We start from the raw sequence: 15102 nt of genomic DNA, 5'->3' as shown, positions 1-15102 counted from the left end.
GAGCCTCAGTACGAGAAGGCCATGGGCCGGTCGGGGTCACGGGAGTCCCCGCCGATCTTGGTGGGCGGGTTGAGGTCGTCCTCGGTGAGCTCCGGCGGTCCCGCCTTGACGTACTTGACGAGGAGCTTGACCTCGATCACGGCGAGGACGGCGTAGAGGGTGGTGAAGATGATCATCGAGGTGAGCACCTCGCCCTGGGAGACACCCGGGGAGACCGCGTCCCGGGTGCGCAGCACGCCGTAGACGACCCAGGGCTGACGGCCCATCTCGGTGAAGATCCAGCCCCAGGAGTTGGCGATGAGCGGGAAGCCCATGGTCCAGAGGGCGACGATCCAGTACCAGTGGGCGAAGCGTGGGCTGAGCGCCTTCCGCTTGAACAGGACCAGATTCGGCACTTCGTCCTCACCGGTCCGCATCCCCGGTGCCAGCATGAACTTCTTGCGGGTCAGCCAGAGGCCGAGCATCCCGATGCCCAGCGAGGCCATGCCGAAGCCGATCATCCAGCGGAATCCCCAGTAGGCGACGGGGATGTTGGGCCGGTAGTCGCCGGGGCCGTACTTCTCCTGCTCGGCCTTGTTGACGTCGTTGATTCCCGGGACGTACGAGCTGAAGTCGTCGTTCGCGAGGAAGGACAGGAGTCCCGGGATCTCTATGGCGACGGTGTTGTGGCCCTTGTCGACATCGCCGTAGGCGAAGATCGAGAAGGGTGCGGGCGCCTCGCCGTCCCAGAGCGCTTCGGCGGCGGCCATCTTCATCGGCTGCTGCTTAAACATGACCTTGCCGAGCAGGTCACCGCTGATGGCGGTGCCGAGGCCGGCGATGATCAGGGTGATCAGGCCGAGCCGCAGCGAGGTCCGCATCACCGGGATGTGCTTCTTCCGCGCGAGGTGGAAGGCGGAGATGCCGACCATGAACGCGCCGCCGACCAGGAAGGCCGCCGTCATGGTGTGGAAGAACTGGGTGAGGGCGGTGTTCTGGGTGAGCACCTGCCAGAAGTCGGTGAGCTCCGCCCGGCCGCGCTCCTCGTTGATGCGGTACCCGACGGGGTGCTGCATCCAGGAGTTCGCCGCGAGGATGAAGTAGGCGGAGAGGATGGTGCCGATCGACACCATCCACATGCAGGCGAGGTGGATCCGCTTCGGGAGCTTGTCCCAGCCGAAGATCCACAGGCCGATGAACGTGGACTCGAAGAAGAAGGCGATGAGCGCCTCGAAGGCGAGCGGGGCCCCGAAGATGTCGCCGACGAAGCGGGAGTAGTCGGACCAGTTCATGCCGAACTGGAACTCCTGCACGATGCCGGTGACGACACCCATGGCGATGTTGATCAGGAAGAGCTTGCCCCAGAACTTCGTCGCCCTGAGGTACTTCTCCTTCTCGGTGCGCACCCAGGCGGTCTGGAGACCGGCGGTGAGGGCGGCGAGGGAGATCGTCAGGGGGACGAAGAGGAAGTGGTAGACGGTGGTGATGCCGAACTGCCAGCGCGCCAGAGTCTCTGGCGCAAGAGCGAGGTCCACGTCGTTTTCTCCTTACTCGCCGTGGTCACATCGGCAGTTTGCCCCGTTAATCCCACTAATTACGGGATGAACCAGGACACGCTTGTGAACGCGTTCACATTCACAAGCATTATGGCTCATACGAAATCCGTACCTTCAGTCGGGGGTCCCTCTACCGAAGGTCACCTCTTCCCAGGACCTTCAACATATTGTTGAATCCGGGCATGACCCTTCGGATACGCATCATCTGGCCGGCCGGACACACCACGGCCACCCTTGAGGAAACCCCCACGAGCACGGCGCTCGCGGGGGCTCTCCCGATCTCCTCCACCGCCCGGACCTGGGGCGAGGAGGTCTACTTCGACACTCCGGTCTCCGTCCCCGTCGAGGACGACGCCCGTCAGGTCGTCGAACCGGGCACGGTGGCCTTCTGGACGGACGGCGACGCGCTCGCTCTCCCCTACGGACCGACCCCGATCTCCCGGGGGGACGAGTGCCGGCTCGCGAGCCCCTGCAACCTCCTGGGCGCGCTGGACGGCGACCCGCGGATCCTGGCCACCGTCCGGGACGGCGACCCGATCCGCGTGGAGCTCGTGTCCTAACCCTCCTTGCGAAAGCCCTCCGCCGCCTTCAGGAACAGGTCGTTCGCCTCGGTCTCACCGATCGTGACGCGCACGCCCTCGCCCGCGAACGGCCGCACCATCACGCCGTGCCGCTCGCACTCCGCCGCGAAGTCCAGCGTCCGCTCGCCGAGCCGCAGCCAGACGAAGTTCGCCTGGGTGTCCGCCACGGTCCAGCCCTGGGCCACGAGCCCCGCATGGACCCGCTCGCGCTCGGCCACCAACGAGCCGACCCGGCCGAGCAGTTCGTCCTCGGCCCGCAGCGAGGCCACCGCCGCGTCCTGCGCCAGCTGGCTCACCCCGAACGGGACCGCCGTCTTGCGCAGCGCCGCCGCCACCGGCTCGTGAGCGATCGCGAAGCCGACCCGCAGCCCCGCCAGGCCGTACGCCTTGGAGAACGTACGCAGCACGGCGACGTTCGGCCGGTCGCGGTAGAGCTCGATGCCGTCCGGGATGTCGGTGTCGCGGACGAACTCCTTGTACGCCTCGTCGATCACGACCAGGACGTCGGAGGGCACCCGGTCCAGGAAGCGCTCCAGCTCGGCCCGGCGGACCGCGGTACCCGTGGGGTTGTTGGGGTTGCAGACGAAAATCAGCCGGGTCCGGTCGGTGATCGCCGCGGCCATCGCGTCGAGGTCGTGCACCTCGCCGTCGGTCAGCGGCACCTGCACCGAGGTGGCCCCGCTGATCTGCGTGATGATCGGGTACGCCTCGAAGGAGCGCCAGGCGTAGATCACCTCGTCGCCCGGGCCCGAGGTGGCCTGGAGCAGCGACTGCGCGACCCCGACCGAGCCCGTGCCCGTCGCGATGTGCGAGACGGGCACGCCGAAGCGGTCGGCGAGCTCCTGCGTCAGGCCGGTGCAGGCCATGTCCGGGTAGCGGTTGAAGTTCGCGGCGGCCGCCAGCGTGCTCTCCATGACCCCGGGCAGTGGCGGGTAGGGGTTCTCGTTGGACGACAGCTTGAAGGCCACGGGCCCGCCCGTGGCGGCCGGCTTGCCCGGCTTGTAGGTGGGGACGCCGTCCAGCTCGGCGCGCAGCTTGGGGCTGCCGGTGCTCGTCCCGCTGGTCTCGCTCACAGTGTGGCCTCCTCGACCGTCCGTACCGCCAATACTCCTCACCTTATGAGGATTCGCCTCCGCTGCGAATGGCCTGTGGACAACAGGAGGGACACGCTGTGGATACCGCCCCCCGGGGAGGGGGAGCGCGTGCCTGGGTGGCGCGCGCCGGTGGCGGGCGCCGTGGCGCGCATCCCCCGTAGAGGTGAGTTGAGACCTCTTCGAGACCTCGCCCCTTCGCCAGGCCTATGCCGTTCGGCAAGCCTAGGTCGCATGGAGAAGCCCTTAACTGCCTTGGATTCCTTGCCCATTGACCACTTTTGATCATGCAGAAACGTGCCTGTCAATGCCTGCATATGCGACCGTCCCGACCGCCCCTCATCGCCCTACTATCGGCTCGCCATGACAGCAGCAGGGAAGCACCAGGTGAGCCGGGCACAGACCCGGGGAAGCCGGCAGGGCCGGGCAGGCATCCGGGACGTGGCCGCCGCCGCCGGGGTCTCGATCACGACTGTCTCCGACGCGCTCAACGGCAAGGGCCGACTCCCGGACGCCACCCGCCGCCACGTCCGCGAGGTCGCCGACCGGCTGGGCTACCGCCCATCCGCGGCGGCCCGCACGCTTCGTACGGGTAAGTCGGGACTCATCGGCCTGACCGTGACCACGTACGGGGATGAACCTTTCACCTTCACCGAATTCGCATATTTCGCGGAGATGGCCAGAGCAGCCACATCGGCCGCACTCGCCCGGGGCTACGCCCTGGTCATCCTCCCCGCCACCTCCCGCCATGACGTCTGGTCGAACGTCGCCCTCGACGGCACCGTCGTCATCGATCCCTCCGACCACGACCCGGTCGTCACCGAACTGGTCCGGCAAGGCCTCCCCGTCGTCTCCGACGGACGCCCCGCCGGCACCCTTCCGGTCACCGCCTGGGTCGACAACGACCACGAAGCCGCCGTCCTCGATCTGCTCGACCACCTCGCCGACGCCGGCGCCCGCCGCATCGGCCTCCTCACCGGAACCACTACCGACACGTACACCCGCCTGTCGACCACCGCGTACCTCAACTGGTGCGAGCGGGTCGGCCAGGACCCCGTCTACGAGGCCTATCCGGCGCACGATCCGTGCGCGGGCGCCGTCGCGGCCGACCGGCTGCTCGCCCGCCCGGACCGACCCGACGCCGTGTACGGCCTCTTCGACCCCAACGGAACCGATCTCCTCGCGGCTGCGCGCCGCTACGGGCTGCGCGTCCCGGAGGACCTGCTGCTGGTCTGCTGCAGCGAGTCCACCGTCTACGCCACGACCGAACCGCCCATCACGACGCTCTCGCTCAAGCCACGCAGGATCGGCACGGCCGTCGTCCAGCTCCTCATCGACGCCATCGAGGGGATCGATACGGACGGTCCGGTCGAGCAGGTGATACCGACCGAACTCATCGTCCGCACGTCCTCGCAGCGGCGCTCGCCGCGCACCACGGTCAGCCCGCCGCGCTCACCCGCGAAGGACTGACCGAGGCTCACCGAACACGCCGCCCCCGCCCCTGCCCGTGGGCAGGGGCGGCGAAACCGAGCCGCATACCGGCCTCAACCCTGGACTGGACCTTCTCAATTCGGGCGAAACAACCGGTGAACCCGGAGTGGACCCGGATTCACCACCCCTGGTGCGTCACACAGGAGGACGCTCATTCCTATGATGGGCGGACGACATCGTGGGCCACCCCGACCAGGCCGGTCCACGATGTGCAGGGCATCGCGACGGTGGTGGAGGGGTCCATGACTCAGGGGGCCGGGCAGGAGCCCGTGGTGCGCACGGCGACATTGCGCGACTTCCGCGTACCGCCGTACGCCCGGGTGCCCGTACAGGGCCACGCCGCCGAGCCGACGTCCGCGGATCCGCTGCCGACGCCCGCGCCGACGCCGGCCGCCGAGCACCTTCCGCAGACCGCCGAGCACCTTCCGCCGGTCGAGGCGTCGGTCGAGAGCACCGTCGGGACCGCTGCCGGGACCCCTGCCGGGACCGCCGTCGCGGCACCCGTCGAGGCGCCGGCCGTCCCGCCCATGCCGACCACCGCGCCCGCACCCGCGCCCGCACCCGCCGACCCGACCCTGCTTCTGGGCCGCCGCATCGCCCCCGCGTACACCGACACGACCGGTACCACCGGTGCGCCCGCTGCGCCCGCTGCGACGGGCAACACGACCCGTACGACCGGTTCCTCCATCGTCTCGGTCGCCACCGGCCATCCCGGCAGCGCCTTCCCCGAAGGCGACCTGCCCGAGGGCTACACCCCGACCGAGCGCGACCTCCCCGTCATCAACCGCGGCGACACCGTCCAGGTCCGGGTCACCCCCGACGCCGCCCCCGCGCCCGACCCCGCGGCCACGACCGGCGACGGCCCCGGCCCGCTCTACGTCGTCGGTGACGTCCACGGCTACCTCGACGAACTCGTCGGCGCCCTGCGCGCCCAGGGCCTCGTCGACGAGAACGGCGGCTGGGCCGCGGGCAACGCCCGCCTGTGGTTCCTCGGCGACTTCACCGACCGCGGTCCCGACGGCATCGGCGTCATCGACCTCGTCATGCGGCTCTCCGCGGAGGCCGCCGCCGCCGGCGGCTACTGCAAGGCCCTCATGGGCAACCACGAGCTGCTGCTGATCGGCGCCAAGCGCTTCGGCGACACCCCGGTCCAGTCGGGTGCGGGCACGGCCACCTTCCAGGCCGCCTGGCTGCTCAACGGCGGCCAGAAGCACGACATGGACCGGCTCCAGGACGTGCACCTCCAGTGGATGTCCCGGCTCGACGCCGTGGTCCTGGAGGACGACCACCTCCTCCTGCACTCCGACACCACCGCGTACCTCGAATACGGCGAGACCATCGAGGACGTCAACGAGACGGTCCACGAGATCCTCAACCGGAGCGACGCCGACGAGGTCTGGGACGTGTTCCGGAAGTTCACGAAGCGCTTCGCGTTCCGCGACGAGTCAGGACCGCAGGCCGTCCAGGAGCTCCTCTCCACCTACGGCGGCGGCCGGATCGTCCACGGCCACAGCCCCATTCCGTACCTCCTCGGCCAGGTCGGCACGGAGGAGAGCGAGGGCAGCGGAGGACCGATCGTCGACGGACCGCACGTGTACGCGGACGGTCTCGCGATCGCCATGGACGGTGGCGTGACCATGGCCGGAAAGCTGCTGGTCGTCCAACTCCCCCTGAACAGCTGACGCATAACCCTGCGCATCCGGGGAAGTCGATTTCCGGAAACACCCTGTCAGCCCGTGGCGTCACCGCAATACCATCGGACCATCCGTAGCAGGCTCTCCTCCGTTTCCGTCCGACCGGCCGTTCTCCACGGCTGATCCGGGCCTGCGGAGCATCGGGGGATGCACATGAACGTGGCTCCGTACCTGCTGACCGAGGATCGCGCCGAGTACGAGCGGGTCCTCGACGACGCACTGAGCACCGCCCACGCACGTCCGGATCTCGCCGGAGTCGGCACTCGCCTCACGGCCGGGCAACTGCGCTCCATGGCCCTGAACGCGACAGCGCTGATCACCACCGCGGCGTCGAGCGAGTACGACCACTTCGTCAAGGTCCGTGAGCAGAGCCGCGTCGCGGTCACCACCCGCGTACCCGCCCCGCAGGACGGCTCCGGCGCGGGGATCGTCGCGATCGTCACCGTCATGGTGCCCGTCCTCGCCGGGTCGGCCGCCTTCATCTTCCTGCTGGTCGGCGCGTTGCTGCACGCGATCGCGCCCACCGTGGTGTTCGGCGCGACGCTGCTGACGGCCGGCCTGGTCTTCGGCGCGGTCGCCGCCGCCGGCCTGCTCTGCGCGGCCGCCGGTCTCCTCCGGACCGCCCTGCGCAACAGCCCGACCGCGACGGTCACGGCCGGCGCGCCCGCCACCGCGGCGGACGACGAACTGTCCCGCGCCCGTGAGGCCTGGCGCCTCGCCCTGCTCGAACGCGGCGTCGTGCCCTTCCTCCGCGACGCCCTCGCCGCCGCCCACCGGGACGACGACCTCACTCCCTGACAACGGCAACGGCCCGCGACTCCCCCGTGGGTCGCGGGCCGGTGCCTGCTCAGAAGCCGGCGCGACGGCCGGCGCCGGAGCCCTCCGCGGTCAGTCCGCCAGCGGCAGGTAGACGCGGTTCCCGCTCTCCGCGAACTCCTTCGACTTCTCTGCCATGCCGGCCTCGATCTCCTGCTGCGTGCCGCCGTGCTCACGCCGGATGTCCTGGGAGATCTTCATCGAGCAGAACTTCGGACCGCACATCGAGCAGAAGTGCGCGGTCTTCGCCGGCTCCGCGGGCAGCGTCTCGTCGTGGAACTCGCGCGCGGTGACCGGGTCGAGCGCCAGGTTGAACTGGTCCTCCCAGCGGAACTCGAACCGCGCGTCCGAGAGCGCGTCGTCCCACTCCTGGGCGCCCGGGTGCCCCTTGGCGAGGTCCGCCGCGTGGGCCGAGATCTTGTACGTGATGACGCCCGTCTTCACGTCGTCCTTGTTCGGCAGGCCCAGGTGCTCCTTGGGCGTGACGTAGCAGAGCATCGCCGTGCCCCACCAGGCGATCATCGCCGCGCCGATGCCCGAGGTGATGTGGTCGTAGGCGGGCGCCACGTCCGTGGTCAGCGGGCCGAGCGTGTAGAACGGCGCCTCCTCGCAGATCTCCTGCTGGAGGTCGATGTTCTCCTTGATCTTGTGCATCGGGACGTGGCCCGGGCCCTCGATCATCGTCTGCACGTTGTGGCGCTTGGCGATCGTGTTCAGCTCGCCGAGCGTGCGCAGCTCCGCGAACTGCGCCTCGTCGTTGGCGTCCGCGATCGAGCCGGGGCGCAGACCGTCGCCGAGCGAGTACGTGACGTCGTACGCCGCGAGGATCTCGCAGAGCTCCTCGAAGTTCGTGTAGAGGAAGTTCTCCTTGTGGTGCGCGAGACACCAGGCGGCCATGATCGAGCCGCCGCGCGAGACGATGCCGGTCTTGCGGCGCGCGGTGAGCGGCACGTACGGCAGGAGCACGCCGGCGTGCACCGTCATGTAGTCGACGCCCTGTTCGGCCTGCTCGATGACCGTGTCCTTGTAGATCTCCCAGGTCAGGTCCTCGGCCCTGCCGTCGACCTTCTCCAGCGCCTGGTAGAGCGGCACGGTGCCGATCGGCACGGGGGAGTTGCGCAGCACCCACTCGCGGGTGGTGTGGATGTTGCGGCCGGTGGACAGGTCCATGACCGTGTCGGCGCCCCACTTGGTCGCCCACGTCATCTTCTCCACCTCCTCCTCGATGGAGGAGGTGACGGCGGAGTTGCCGATGTTGGCGTTGACCTTCACCAGGAACCGCTTGCCGATGATCATCGGCTCGATCTCCGGGTGGTTGACGTTCGCCGGGAGAACGGCGCGGCCCGCGGCGATCTCCTCGCGCACGACCTCGGGGGAGACGTTCTCGCGGATCGCGACGTACTCCATCTCCGGGGTGATCTCCCCGCGGCGGGCGTACGCGAGCTGCGTCACCGCCTGGCCGTCGCGGCCCCGGCGCGGGAGGCGCGGGCGGCCGGGGAAGACGGCGTCGAGGTTCTTGAGCCCGCCGCCGCGCGGCGAGGTGTGCTTGATGCCGTCGTCCTCGGGACGGACGGGGCGGCCCGCGTACTCCTCGGTGTCGCCGCGCGCGATGATCCAGTTCTCGCGCAACGGCGCCAGGCCACGCCGCACATCGGTGTCGATGGTGGGGTCGGTGTACGGACCGGACGTGTCGTACAGCGTCACGTCCTTGCCGTTGGTGAGGTGCACCTGACGGACCGGGACCCGGAGGTCGGGGCGCGAACCCTCGATGTACCCCTTGTGCCAGCCGGGCGTGCGCTCGCCCGGGGTCGGCAGGCCGTCCTGGCCGTCCTGGCCCTCCTGGTCGGAGGCAGGCGTGCGTGCATCCTGAATGGTCATGAGACCGATCTCCCTACGCCGGCATTACCCGGTAACAGGTTCGGCGGTCGGCGCAGCCTCCTCCCGTACGTGCGTACGGTGATCAGCGCCCTCTCAGCCCGGTGCTCCGAGCTCCCGCGTGTGCAAAGGTGTCACCACGCTAGCGTCATCCCTGGCGTGCTGAACAGTGGGCCCCCCACCGTTCTTGCGATGATCGGTCGGTGACTTCCCCCCAGCAGACCCCCGAGCCGCACGGCCACGGACACGGCCACGAACCCGGTCACGGCCACGAACCGAGCCATGGCCACAGCCACAGCCACGGCCCCGCCGCCCCCGTCTCCCGGCATCTGCGCAAGGTCATCGCCGCGATCCTGATCCCCTTCGCCACCGCCGTGGTGGTCGGGCTCGTGGTCCTGTGGCCCGGTGGTACGCCGGCGCACGAGCGCACCGGAGTCGGCTTCGACCGGCAGACGGAGCAGGGCACGGTCGTCTCCGTCGAGCAGGTCGACTGCAAGGACGTGAACGCCGCCCAGGTCCCGCCGACCGGGGACACCTCCACGCCCGAGGGGCGCGAGGCGGTCAACGCCCAGCAGGGGCAGTGCGAGAAGGCGACGATCGAGGTCACCAGCGGGCAGGAGAAGGGGCGTACGTTCACCGAGATCGTGCAGCCCGACGCGCCGCGCCAACTGCACGAGGGGCAGGGCGTGGTGGTGGCGTACGCCCCCGACGCCCCGCGCGATCTGCAGTACTCGGTGACGGACGTGAACCGGAAGCTCCCGATGGCGGTGCTCGCCGGGATCTTCGCGATCGTGGTGGTGGTCGTCGGCCGGATGAAGGGCGTGATGGCGCTCATCGCGCTCGCCGCGAGCTTCCTGGTGCTGACGCTCTTCATCCTGCCGGCGATCCTGCAGGGCTCGAATCCGCTGGTCGTGGCGGTGGTCGGGTCGAGCGCGATCATGCTGATCGCGCTCTACATGTGCCACGGGCTCTCGGCCCGCACCTCGGTCGCGGTGCTCGGCACGCTGATTTCGCTGCTGCTGATCGGTCTGCTCGGCTCGGTCTTCATCGGCTGGGCCTCACTCAGCGGCAACACCGACGACAACACCGGCCTGATCCACGGCCTGTTCCCGGAGATCGACATGTCCGGCCTGTTGCTCGCCGGCATCATCATCGGTTCGCTCGGCGTGCTGGACGACGTGACCGTCACCCAGACCTCGGCGGTCTGGGAGCTGCACCAGGCCGATCCGGGCATGGGGCCGCGCGCGCTGTACCGGGCCGCGATCCGGATCGGCCGCGACCACATCGCCTCGGTCGTGAACACCCTGGTCCTCGCCTACGCGGGCGCCGCCCTGCCGCTGCTGCTGCTCTTCTCGATCGCGCAGAGCAGCATGGGCACGGTGGCCAACAGCGAGCTGGTCGCGGTGGAGATCGTCCGAACGCTGGTCGGTTCGATCGGTCTGGTCGCCTCCGTGCCGGTCACCACGGCCCTCGCGGCGCTCGTGGTCTCCGCCGACCGGCCGGGCTCCGACGTCGCCGGGAAGCCCCGGGCGGCGGCGGTACGGGGCGGTCGGCGCCGCCGCGCGAAGTAGGGGCTCCGGGCGGCGTACCGGCCCCGAATCAGCCGGCGTTCTCCTCTGCCAGAATCCGGCCGAGTGCCGCCTCCAGGTTGTCCTCGAAGTCACCGAGTGTCCGTTCCTGACCAAGCGGAACCAGCTTGTCCGTGCGGTCGAGGAACGCGACCAGCGGCGGCGCGCTGGCCCGGAACAGGGCGCGGTCGCCGCCCACCTGGAGCCGGATGGAGACATCCGAAAGGCCCTCGGGGTCCGTGGGAGCGATGTGTACGTCCCCGTCCCCGCTCGGCCTGTTGATCCCGTCGAGCAGCAACTCCCTGCCGAACGCCCAGGTCACGGGCGCGTCCCCGGGGAGGTGGAAGGTCATCCGCACCGCGTAAGGATCCCGGGTCTCGTATCGCAGCTCGACTGGGATCTTGAAGCAGAGCTCCTCGGAGACGAGGAAGCTCATCAGGACCTCGGCCTGAACCGACTCTCGCATCATGTACCCCGCAGTAGATGAAGCAGTTGTGTAAACACAGCTGCTGAAAGCTGTGACCGAAACGGCCAGGAATGATCCCCCGTGGCCCTCTTGACGCAATCGTGCTGTAAGCGCTAGCAGATCACAAGGAGTGATTTTTCAGATACTGATAGAGAACGCGAGCGAACTGAAGAGCCTCCCGATCTCCGTACGTAGCCGCTCGACTGCTGGGAGCAACCGTTCTTCCTGGTGAAGGGGGAGGGAAATGGCCATCGCGGCCGCCGTGGACCCCGCCGTGACGGGAATGGCGGCACAGACCGTGCCGAGCGCATATTCCTGACGCTCTACCAGGGGCTCCATTCGCCCCAAACCGCCCAAACGCTCCAAAAGGACACGATGGTTACGCACCGTGTACGGAGTGATGGCTTCCACCGGATGGCGGTCGAGGTGGTCTTGACGAGCTTTCAGATCGAGTTGGCTCAGCAGACACTGCCCGATGGCGTGCGCGTGCCCGGTCTCGCGGAAATCTGCCCACTCCTCCACTGCGGGGGCAGAGGGGGTGTCCGCGACAGCGACGAGCTCGATCTCTCCCTCGCGATAGAGGGCGAAGTACACCGGCACACCGATCTCGTCCCGCCAGCGGGCAAGGGAGTCTTCGATCTTGATGCGACGATTCTGCACAGCTCCGCCGCCGGCCAGTCGGACGGCGGCGTCGCCCAGGACGAACACACCCTTCTCACGGCGCAGATAGCCCTCGTGGGTCAGGGTGCGGAGCAGGTGGTACGTGGTGGGCAGCGGAAGGCCCGTCTCACGGGCGAGCTGTTTGGCCGGGGCGCCGTCCGCATGGGAGGACACGGCCTCCAGAAGTCTCAGCGCCCGCTGCACCGAGCCGATCAGGGTAGGTGCAGCGGTAGTCCGCGTAGCCGTGGCCAAAGGTCACCCCCAGGCGTGACGACGGATGCATGGCATCCGCCCGCGGGGGCCGCCCCCGCGCGCCCGCCGGGCCTGGGAAACCGCTGGTCAGTAGGGAGGTCTACGCCTGTAGTCCCCAACACGGCGGAGGGATTCCACTCTAGTGGCAGCCCTTGGGGCCCCGCCCGGATTCAGCCCACGCGTTCCCCCGCCCGGGCTAATGCCCGCCGTCGTCTCCCTGTCTCAGGGCAGCTTGTGCTACCAGTCCTCGCGCGACCCGGCGGAGCCCTTGAACTTCCGCACGACGTAGACCAGTCCGGCGACGAGCGCCACGAACAGCAGCACCTTGAACAGCAGGCCGACCACGATGGTCAGGACGCTGGTGATGAGTCCGCCGAAGACCAGCAGGGCGAGAGCGGGTATGGCGACCCACTTCACCCACCAGGGCATCCCCGCGAGAATCTCCTGTACGGCCATGGTCCTACCTCGCTCTCTCGATGATCTGTTCCGCGCACTCCGCGCCGAACAACCTCAAGGCTAGGGGCGGAAAGCGGCCCACGGGGGCCCGCGGCCCCCCGCTCTCCCCTGATCCGCCCCCTAGGGGGTCACCACCGCCGGCTCGGGGATCAGCTCTCCGGAGGGGAGAAGACCACCAGGACCCGCAGGTCCTCGCTGATGTGGTGGAACTTGTGGGGAACCCCGGCCGGCACGTAGACCACGCTGCCGCGCGCCACCTGGGTCGTCTCGTCCCCGACCGTGATCGCGGCGCGGCCGCTCACCACGAAGTACACCTCGTCCTGGCCGTGCGGCTGCTGCGGGTCGAGCTCCCCGGCGCCCAGCGCGTACAGGCCCACCGACATGTTCCGCTCTCGCAGGAACTGGAGATAGGCGCCCTGGTTCGCGGCGCGCTCCGCCTCCAGTTCGTCCAGCCGGAATGCCTTCATCGCCCGTCAGCCCCTGCCCTTGGCCCAATCATGTCTGCAACGATCAGACACATGAAGAATTTCGTAGTCAAGACGCTCGCGAACGCGGGCGCCCTGGGAGTCGCCGTCTGGGTGCTCTCACCGGACATCTCCCTGACCGGTGAGAACACCGGCAAGAAGGCCTTGACCCTCATTCTCGTCGCCCTGGTCTTCGGGCTCGTGAACGTCTTGGTCAAGCCGATCGTCAAACTGCTGACGCTGCCGCTCTTCATCCTGACGCTCGGCCTGATCACCCTGGTGGTCAACGCCCTGATGCTGATGCTCACGTCCTGGCTTGCCGACCTGTTCGACCTCAGCTTCCACGTGGACGGCTTCTGGACCGCCATCGTCGGCGGCCTGATCATCTCCGTCGTCTCGTGGGCACTGAACGTCGTGCTCCCCGACGGTGACTGAGCCGGCGACCGTGCCCTATCGCGTGTGCTTCGTCTGCACGGGCAACATCTGCCGCTCGCCGATGGCCGAGCACGTCTTCCGCCGTCGTGTGGAGGAGGCAGGCCTCGGCGGAGTGGTGGAGGTCGACAGCGCGGGGACCGGCGGCTGGCACGAGGGCCACGGTGCCGACCCGCGCACGGTCACCGTCCTGGAGGAGAACGGCTACACCTCCGCGCACTCCGCCCGCCAGTTCCGGGCCTCGTGGTTCCCCGCCCTCGACCTGGTGATCGCACTGGACGAGGGGCACGTCCGGGAGCTCCGGGCGCTCGCCCGCACCCCGGAGGAAGCGGCGAAGATACGGCTGCTGCGCTCCTACGACCCTGCCGCGGGGGACGCGCTCGACGTCCCCGACCCGTATTACGGGGACCGGGAGAGCTTCGAGGAGTGCTTGGAGATGGTGGAGGCCGCGAGCGAGGGACTGCTCGCGGCCGTACGTACGGAAGTGGAGGAGCGGACAGCGTGACCGACCAGGCAAGCGACCCCGACCGGCGGGCGGCCGGCGTGTTCGGCGACGGCACCCTCGCCGTACGGGCCGGGCTTCCCGAGCCCGTGAAGTACGAACCGACCCTGCCGGGCCCGGTGTTCGCGGCCCACTTCCATCTGCCGGGCGAACCGACCGGCCCGTACACGTACGGCCGCGACGAGAACCCCACCTGGACCCATCTGGAACGGGCGATCGGCGCGCTGGAGGCACCGGGGGAGCAGGACGTCGAGACGCTGGTCTTCGCCTCCGGCATGGCCGCGATCTCCGCCGTCCTCTTCTCCCAGCTGAAGGCCGGCGACGCGGTGGTGCTGCCGACCGACGGCTACCAGGCACTGCCGCTGCTGCACGAGCAGTTGCGGGCGTACGGCATCGAGGTGCGGACCGCGCCGACCGGCGGCGACGGACAGCTCGCCGTCCTCGAAGGCGCCCGGCTGCTGTGGATCGAGAGTCCGTCCAACCCCGGGCTCGACGTCTGCGACATCCGGCGCCTGGTGCGCGAGGCGCACGCCGCGGGGGTGCTCGTGGCCGTCGACAACACCCTCGCCACCCCGCTCGGCCAGCGGCCCCTGGAGCTGGGCGCGGACTTCTCCGTCGCCAGCGACACCAAGGGCATGACCGGGCACGGCGACATCCTGCTCGGGCACGTGAGCTGCCGGGACCCCCTGCGGGCGGCGGAGGTGCGGCGCTGGCGCAAGGTGGTCGGCGCGATCCCCGGCCCCATGGAGGCCTGGCTCGCCCACCGCTCGCTGGCCACCCTCCAGCTGCGGATCGACCGGCAGTGCTCCACCGCCCTGTCCCTCGCGCGCGTACTCGCCGAGCGCGACGACGTGACCGGGCTGCGCTACCCGGGGCTGCCCACCGATCCTTCGCACGCGGTGGCCGCCCGGCAGATGCGGCGCTTCGGTCCGGTGGTCTCCTTCGAGCTGGCGGACCGGAAGCGGGCCGAGCGGTTCCTGGAAGAGCTGCGGCTCGTGGACGACGCCACCAGCTTCGGCGGCGTGCGCTCCACGGCGGAGCGGCGGGGGCGCTGGGGCGGGGACGCGGTCGCGGAGGGCTTCATCCGTTTCTCGGTGGGCGCCGAGGATCCCGAGGACCTGATCGCCGACGTCCTGCGGGCCCTCGACGAGGCCGGCGCCGCCGGCTGAGCGTCGGCCGAGTCGTCGGCTGAGCGTTGGCTACGTCGTCGGCTGAGCGT

At 69.4% G+C, this 15102-nt stretch carries 15 protein-coding genes and 1 riboswitch; of the genes, 8 read left to right on the top strand and 7 right to left on the bottom strand.

Annotated elements, in window-relative coordinates; translation table 11 throughout:
- Positions 1–5: 5 nt before the first annotated feature.
- Positions 6–1514 (bottom strand): cytochrome ubiquinol oxidase subunit I, encoded by a 1509-nt coding sequence (locus ACFC0G_RS06185; RefSeq protein ID WP_376397965.1) that lies wholly within the window; start codon positions 1512–1514, stop codon positions 6–8.
- A gap of 203 nt (positions 1515–1717) precedes the next feature.
- Between ACFC0G_RS06185 and ACFC0G_RS06180 the strand changes: the two genes are divergently transcribed.
- On the top strand, positions 1718–2095 hold the full coding sequence (locus ACFC0G_RS06180; RefSeq protein ID WP_376397962.1) for a cyclophilin-like fold protein: 378 nt from the start codon (positions 1718–1720) through the stop codon (positions 2093–2095).
- Here ACFC0G_RS06180 and hisC read toward each other — a convergent pair.
- Complete coding sequence (hisC, locus tag ACFC0G_RS06175; RefSeq protein WP_376397959.1) at positions 2092–3189, bottom strand: histidinol-phosphate transaminase; 1098 nt, start codon at positions 3187–3189, stop codon at positions 2092–2094. The two genes, ACFC0G_RS06180 and hisC, sit on opposite strands and share 4 nt — an antisense overlap.
- 381 nt (positions 3190–3570) lie before the next feature.
- Between hisC and ACFC0G_RS06170 the strand changes: the two genes are divergently transcribed.
- From ACFC0G_RS06170 to ACFC0G_RS06160, 3 genes are all read left to right on the top strand, one after another.
- Positions 3571–4677, top strand: coding sequence for a LacI family DNA-binding transcriptional regulator (locus ACFC0G_RS06170; RefSeq protein ID WP_055642419.1), 1107 nt, complete (start codon positions 3571–3573; stop codon positions 4675–4677).
- Between the two features lie 263 nt (positions 4678–4940).
- The gene (locus tag ACFC0G_RS06165; protein WP_376397955.1) at positions 4941–6380 is read left to right on the top strand and encodes a metallophosphoesterase; all 1440 of its coding nucleotides are present in this window, start codon (positions 4941–4943) and stop codon (positions 6378–6380) included.
- A 159-nt stretch (positions 6381–6539) separates the two neighbouring features.
- On the top strand, positions 6540–7190 hold the full coding sequence (locus ACFC0G_RS06160; RefSeq protein ID WP_376397952.1) for a hypothetical protein: 651 nt from the start codon (positions 6540–6542) through the stop codon (positions 7188–7190).
- Positions 7191–7280: 90 nt separating this feature from the next.
- Here ACFC0G_RS06160 and thiC read toward each other — a convergent pair whose 3' ends face one another.
- The gene (thiC, locus tag ACFC0G_RS06155) at positions 7281–9086 is read right to left on the bottom strand and encodes a phosphomethylpyrimidine synthase ThiC (RefSeq protein WP_376397949.1); all 1806 of its coding nucleotides are present in this window, start codon (positions 9084–9086) and stop codon (positions 7281–7283) included.
- Positions 9080–9214: riboswitch (TPP riboswitch) on the bottom strand. It overlaps the preceding gene by 7 nt.
- 72 nt (positions 9215–9286) lie before the next feature.
- Between thiC and ACFC0G_RS06150 the strand changes: the two genes are divergently transcribed.
- Positions 9287–10654 (top strand): YibE/F family protein, encoded by a 1368-nt coding sequence (locus ACFC0G_RS06150; RefSeq protein ID WP_376397946.1) that lies wholly within the window; start codon positions 9287–9289, stop codon positions 10652–10654.
- Between the two features lie 28 nt (positions 10655–10682).
- Here ACFC0G_RS06150 and ACFC0G_RS06145 read toward each other — a convergent pair whose 3' ends face one another.
- The 4 genes from ACFC0G_RS06145 to ACFC0G_RS06130 all read right to left on the bottom strand — a co-directional run bounded on the left by ACFC0G_RS06145 (position 10683) and on the right by ACFC0G_RS06130 (position 12952).
- A complete protein-coding gene (locus ACFC0G_RS06145) occupies positions 10683–11117 on the bottom strand; it encodes an SsgA family sporulation/cell division regulator (RefSeq protein ID WP_024760447.1) in 435 nt (144 codons plus the stop codon).
- Positions 11118–11255: 138 nt separating this feature from the next.
- Entirely contained in the window at positions 11256–11981 is a 726-nt protein-coding gene (locus tag ACFC0G_RS06140; protein ID WP_376397942.1) for an IclR family transcriptional regulator, read from the bottom strand.
- A gap of 285 nt (positions 11982–12266) precedes the next feature.
- Positions 12267–12485, bottom strand: a complete 219-nt coding sequence (locus ACFC0G_RS06135) for a DUF5326 family protein (protein WP_376397939.1) — start codon at positions 12483–12485, stop codon at positions 12267–12269.
- Positions 12486–12634: 149 nt separating this feature from the next.
- Positions 12635–12952 (bottom strand): cupin domain-containing protein, encoded by a 318-nt coding sequence (locus ACFC0G_RS06130; protein ID WP_376397936.1) that lies wholly within the window; start codon positions 12950–12952, stop codon positions 12635–12637.
- A gap of 51 nt (positions 12953–13003) precedes the next feature.
- Here ACFC0G_RS06130 and ACFC0G_RS06125 point away from each other — a divergent pair, with 51 nt between their 5' ends.
- Genes ACFC0G_RS06125 through ACFC0G_RS06115 form a run of 3 tightly spaced genes read left to right on the top strand, consistent with a single transcriptional unit; the run spans position 13004 to position 15052 of the window.
- Positions 13004–13384 carry a phage holin family protein gene (locus ACFC0G_RS06125; RefSeq protein ID WP_376397933.1) on the top strand — a complete coding sequence of 127 codons (381 nt, stop codon included), beginning with the start codon at positions 13004–13006 and terminating at the stop codon, positions 13382–13384.
- Between the two features lie 10 nt (positions 13385–13394).
- The gene (locus ACFC0G_RS06120) at positions 13395–13886 is read left to right on the top strand and encodes a low molecular weight protein-tyrosine-phosphatase (RefSeq protein ID WP_376397930.1); all 492 of its coding nucleotides are present in this window, start codon (positions 13395–13397) and stop codon (positions 13884–13886) included.
- Positions 13883–15052, top strand: coding sequence for a cystathionine gamma-lyase (locus tag ACFC0G_RS06115; RefSeq protein WP_376397928.1), 1170 nt, complete (start codon positions 13883–13885; stop codon positions 15050–15052). Before ACFC0G_RS06120 ends, ACFC0G_RS06115 begins: the two co-directional genes overlap by 4 nt.
- Positions 15053–15102 lie beyond the last annotated feature (50 nt).

The organism is Streptomyces sp. NPDC056169 (assembly GCF_042268445.1).
GTDB lineage: Bacteria > Actinomycetota > Actinomycetes > Streptomycetales > Streptomycetaceae > Streptomyces.
The sequence above is the reverse complement of the archived record's forward strand: the minus strand, read 5'-3'. Positions and strand labels throughout refer to the sequence as shown.

Coding starts and splice junctions, on each gene's coding strand:
- ACFC0G_RS06180 (WP_376397962.1), top strand. CDS start 1,718: ATGACCCTTCGGATACGCATCATCTGGCCGGCCGGACACACCACGGCC.
- ACFC0G_RS06170 (WP_055642419.1), top strand. CDS start 3,571: ATGACAGCAGCAGGGAAGCACCAGGTGAGCCGGGCACAGACCCGGGGA.
- ACFC0G_RS06165 (WP_376397955.1), top strand. CDS start 4,941: ATGACTCAGGGGGCCGGGCAGGAGCCCGTGGTGCGCACGGCGACATTG.
- ACFC0G_RS06160 (WP_376397952.1), top strand. CDS start 6,540: ATGCACATGAACGTGGCTCCGTACCTGCTGACCGAGGATCGCGCCGAG.
- thiC (WP_376397949.1), bottom strand. CDS start 9,086: ATGACCATTCAGGATGCACGCACGCCTGCCTCCGACCAGGAGGGCCAG.
- ACFC0G_RS06145 (WP_024760447.1), bottom strand. CDS start 11,117: ATGCGAGAGTCGGTTCAGGCCGAGGTCCTGATGAGCTTCCTCGTCTCC.
- ACFC0G_RS06135 (WP_376397939.1), bottom strand. CDS start 12,485: ATGGCCGTACAGGAGATTCTCGCGGGGATGCCCTGGTGGGTGAAGTGG.
- ACFC0G_RS06130 (WP_376397936.1), bottom strand. CDS start 12,952: ATGAAGGCATTCCGGCTGGACGAACTGGAGGCGGAGCGCGCCGCGAAC.
- ACFC0G_RS06125 (WP_376397933.1), top strand. CDS start 13,004: ATGAAGAATTTCGTAGTCAAGACGCTCGCGAACGCGGGCGCCCTGGGA.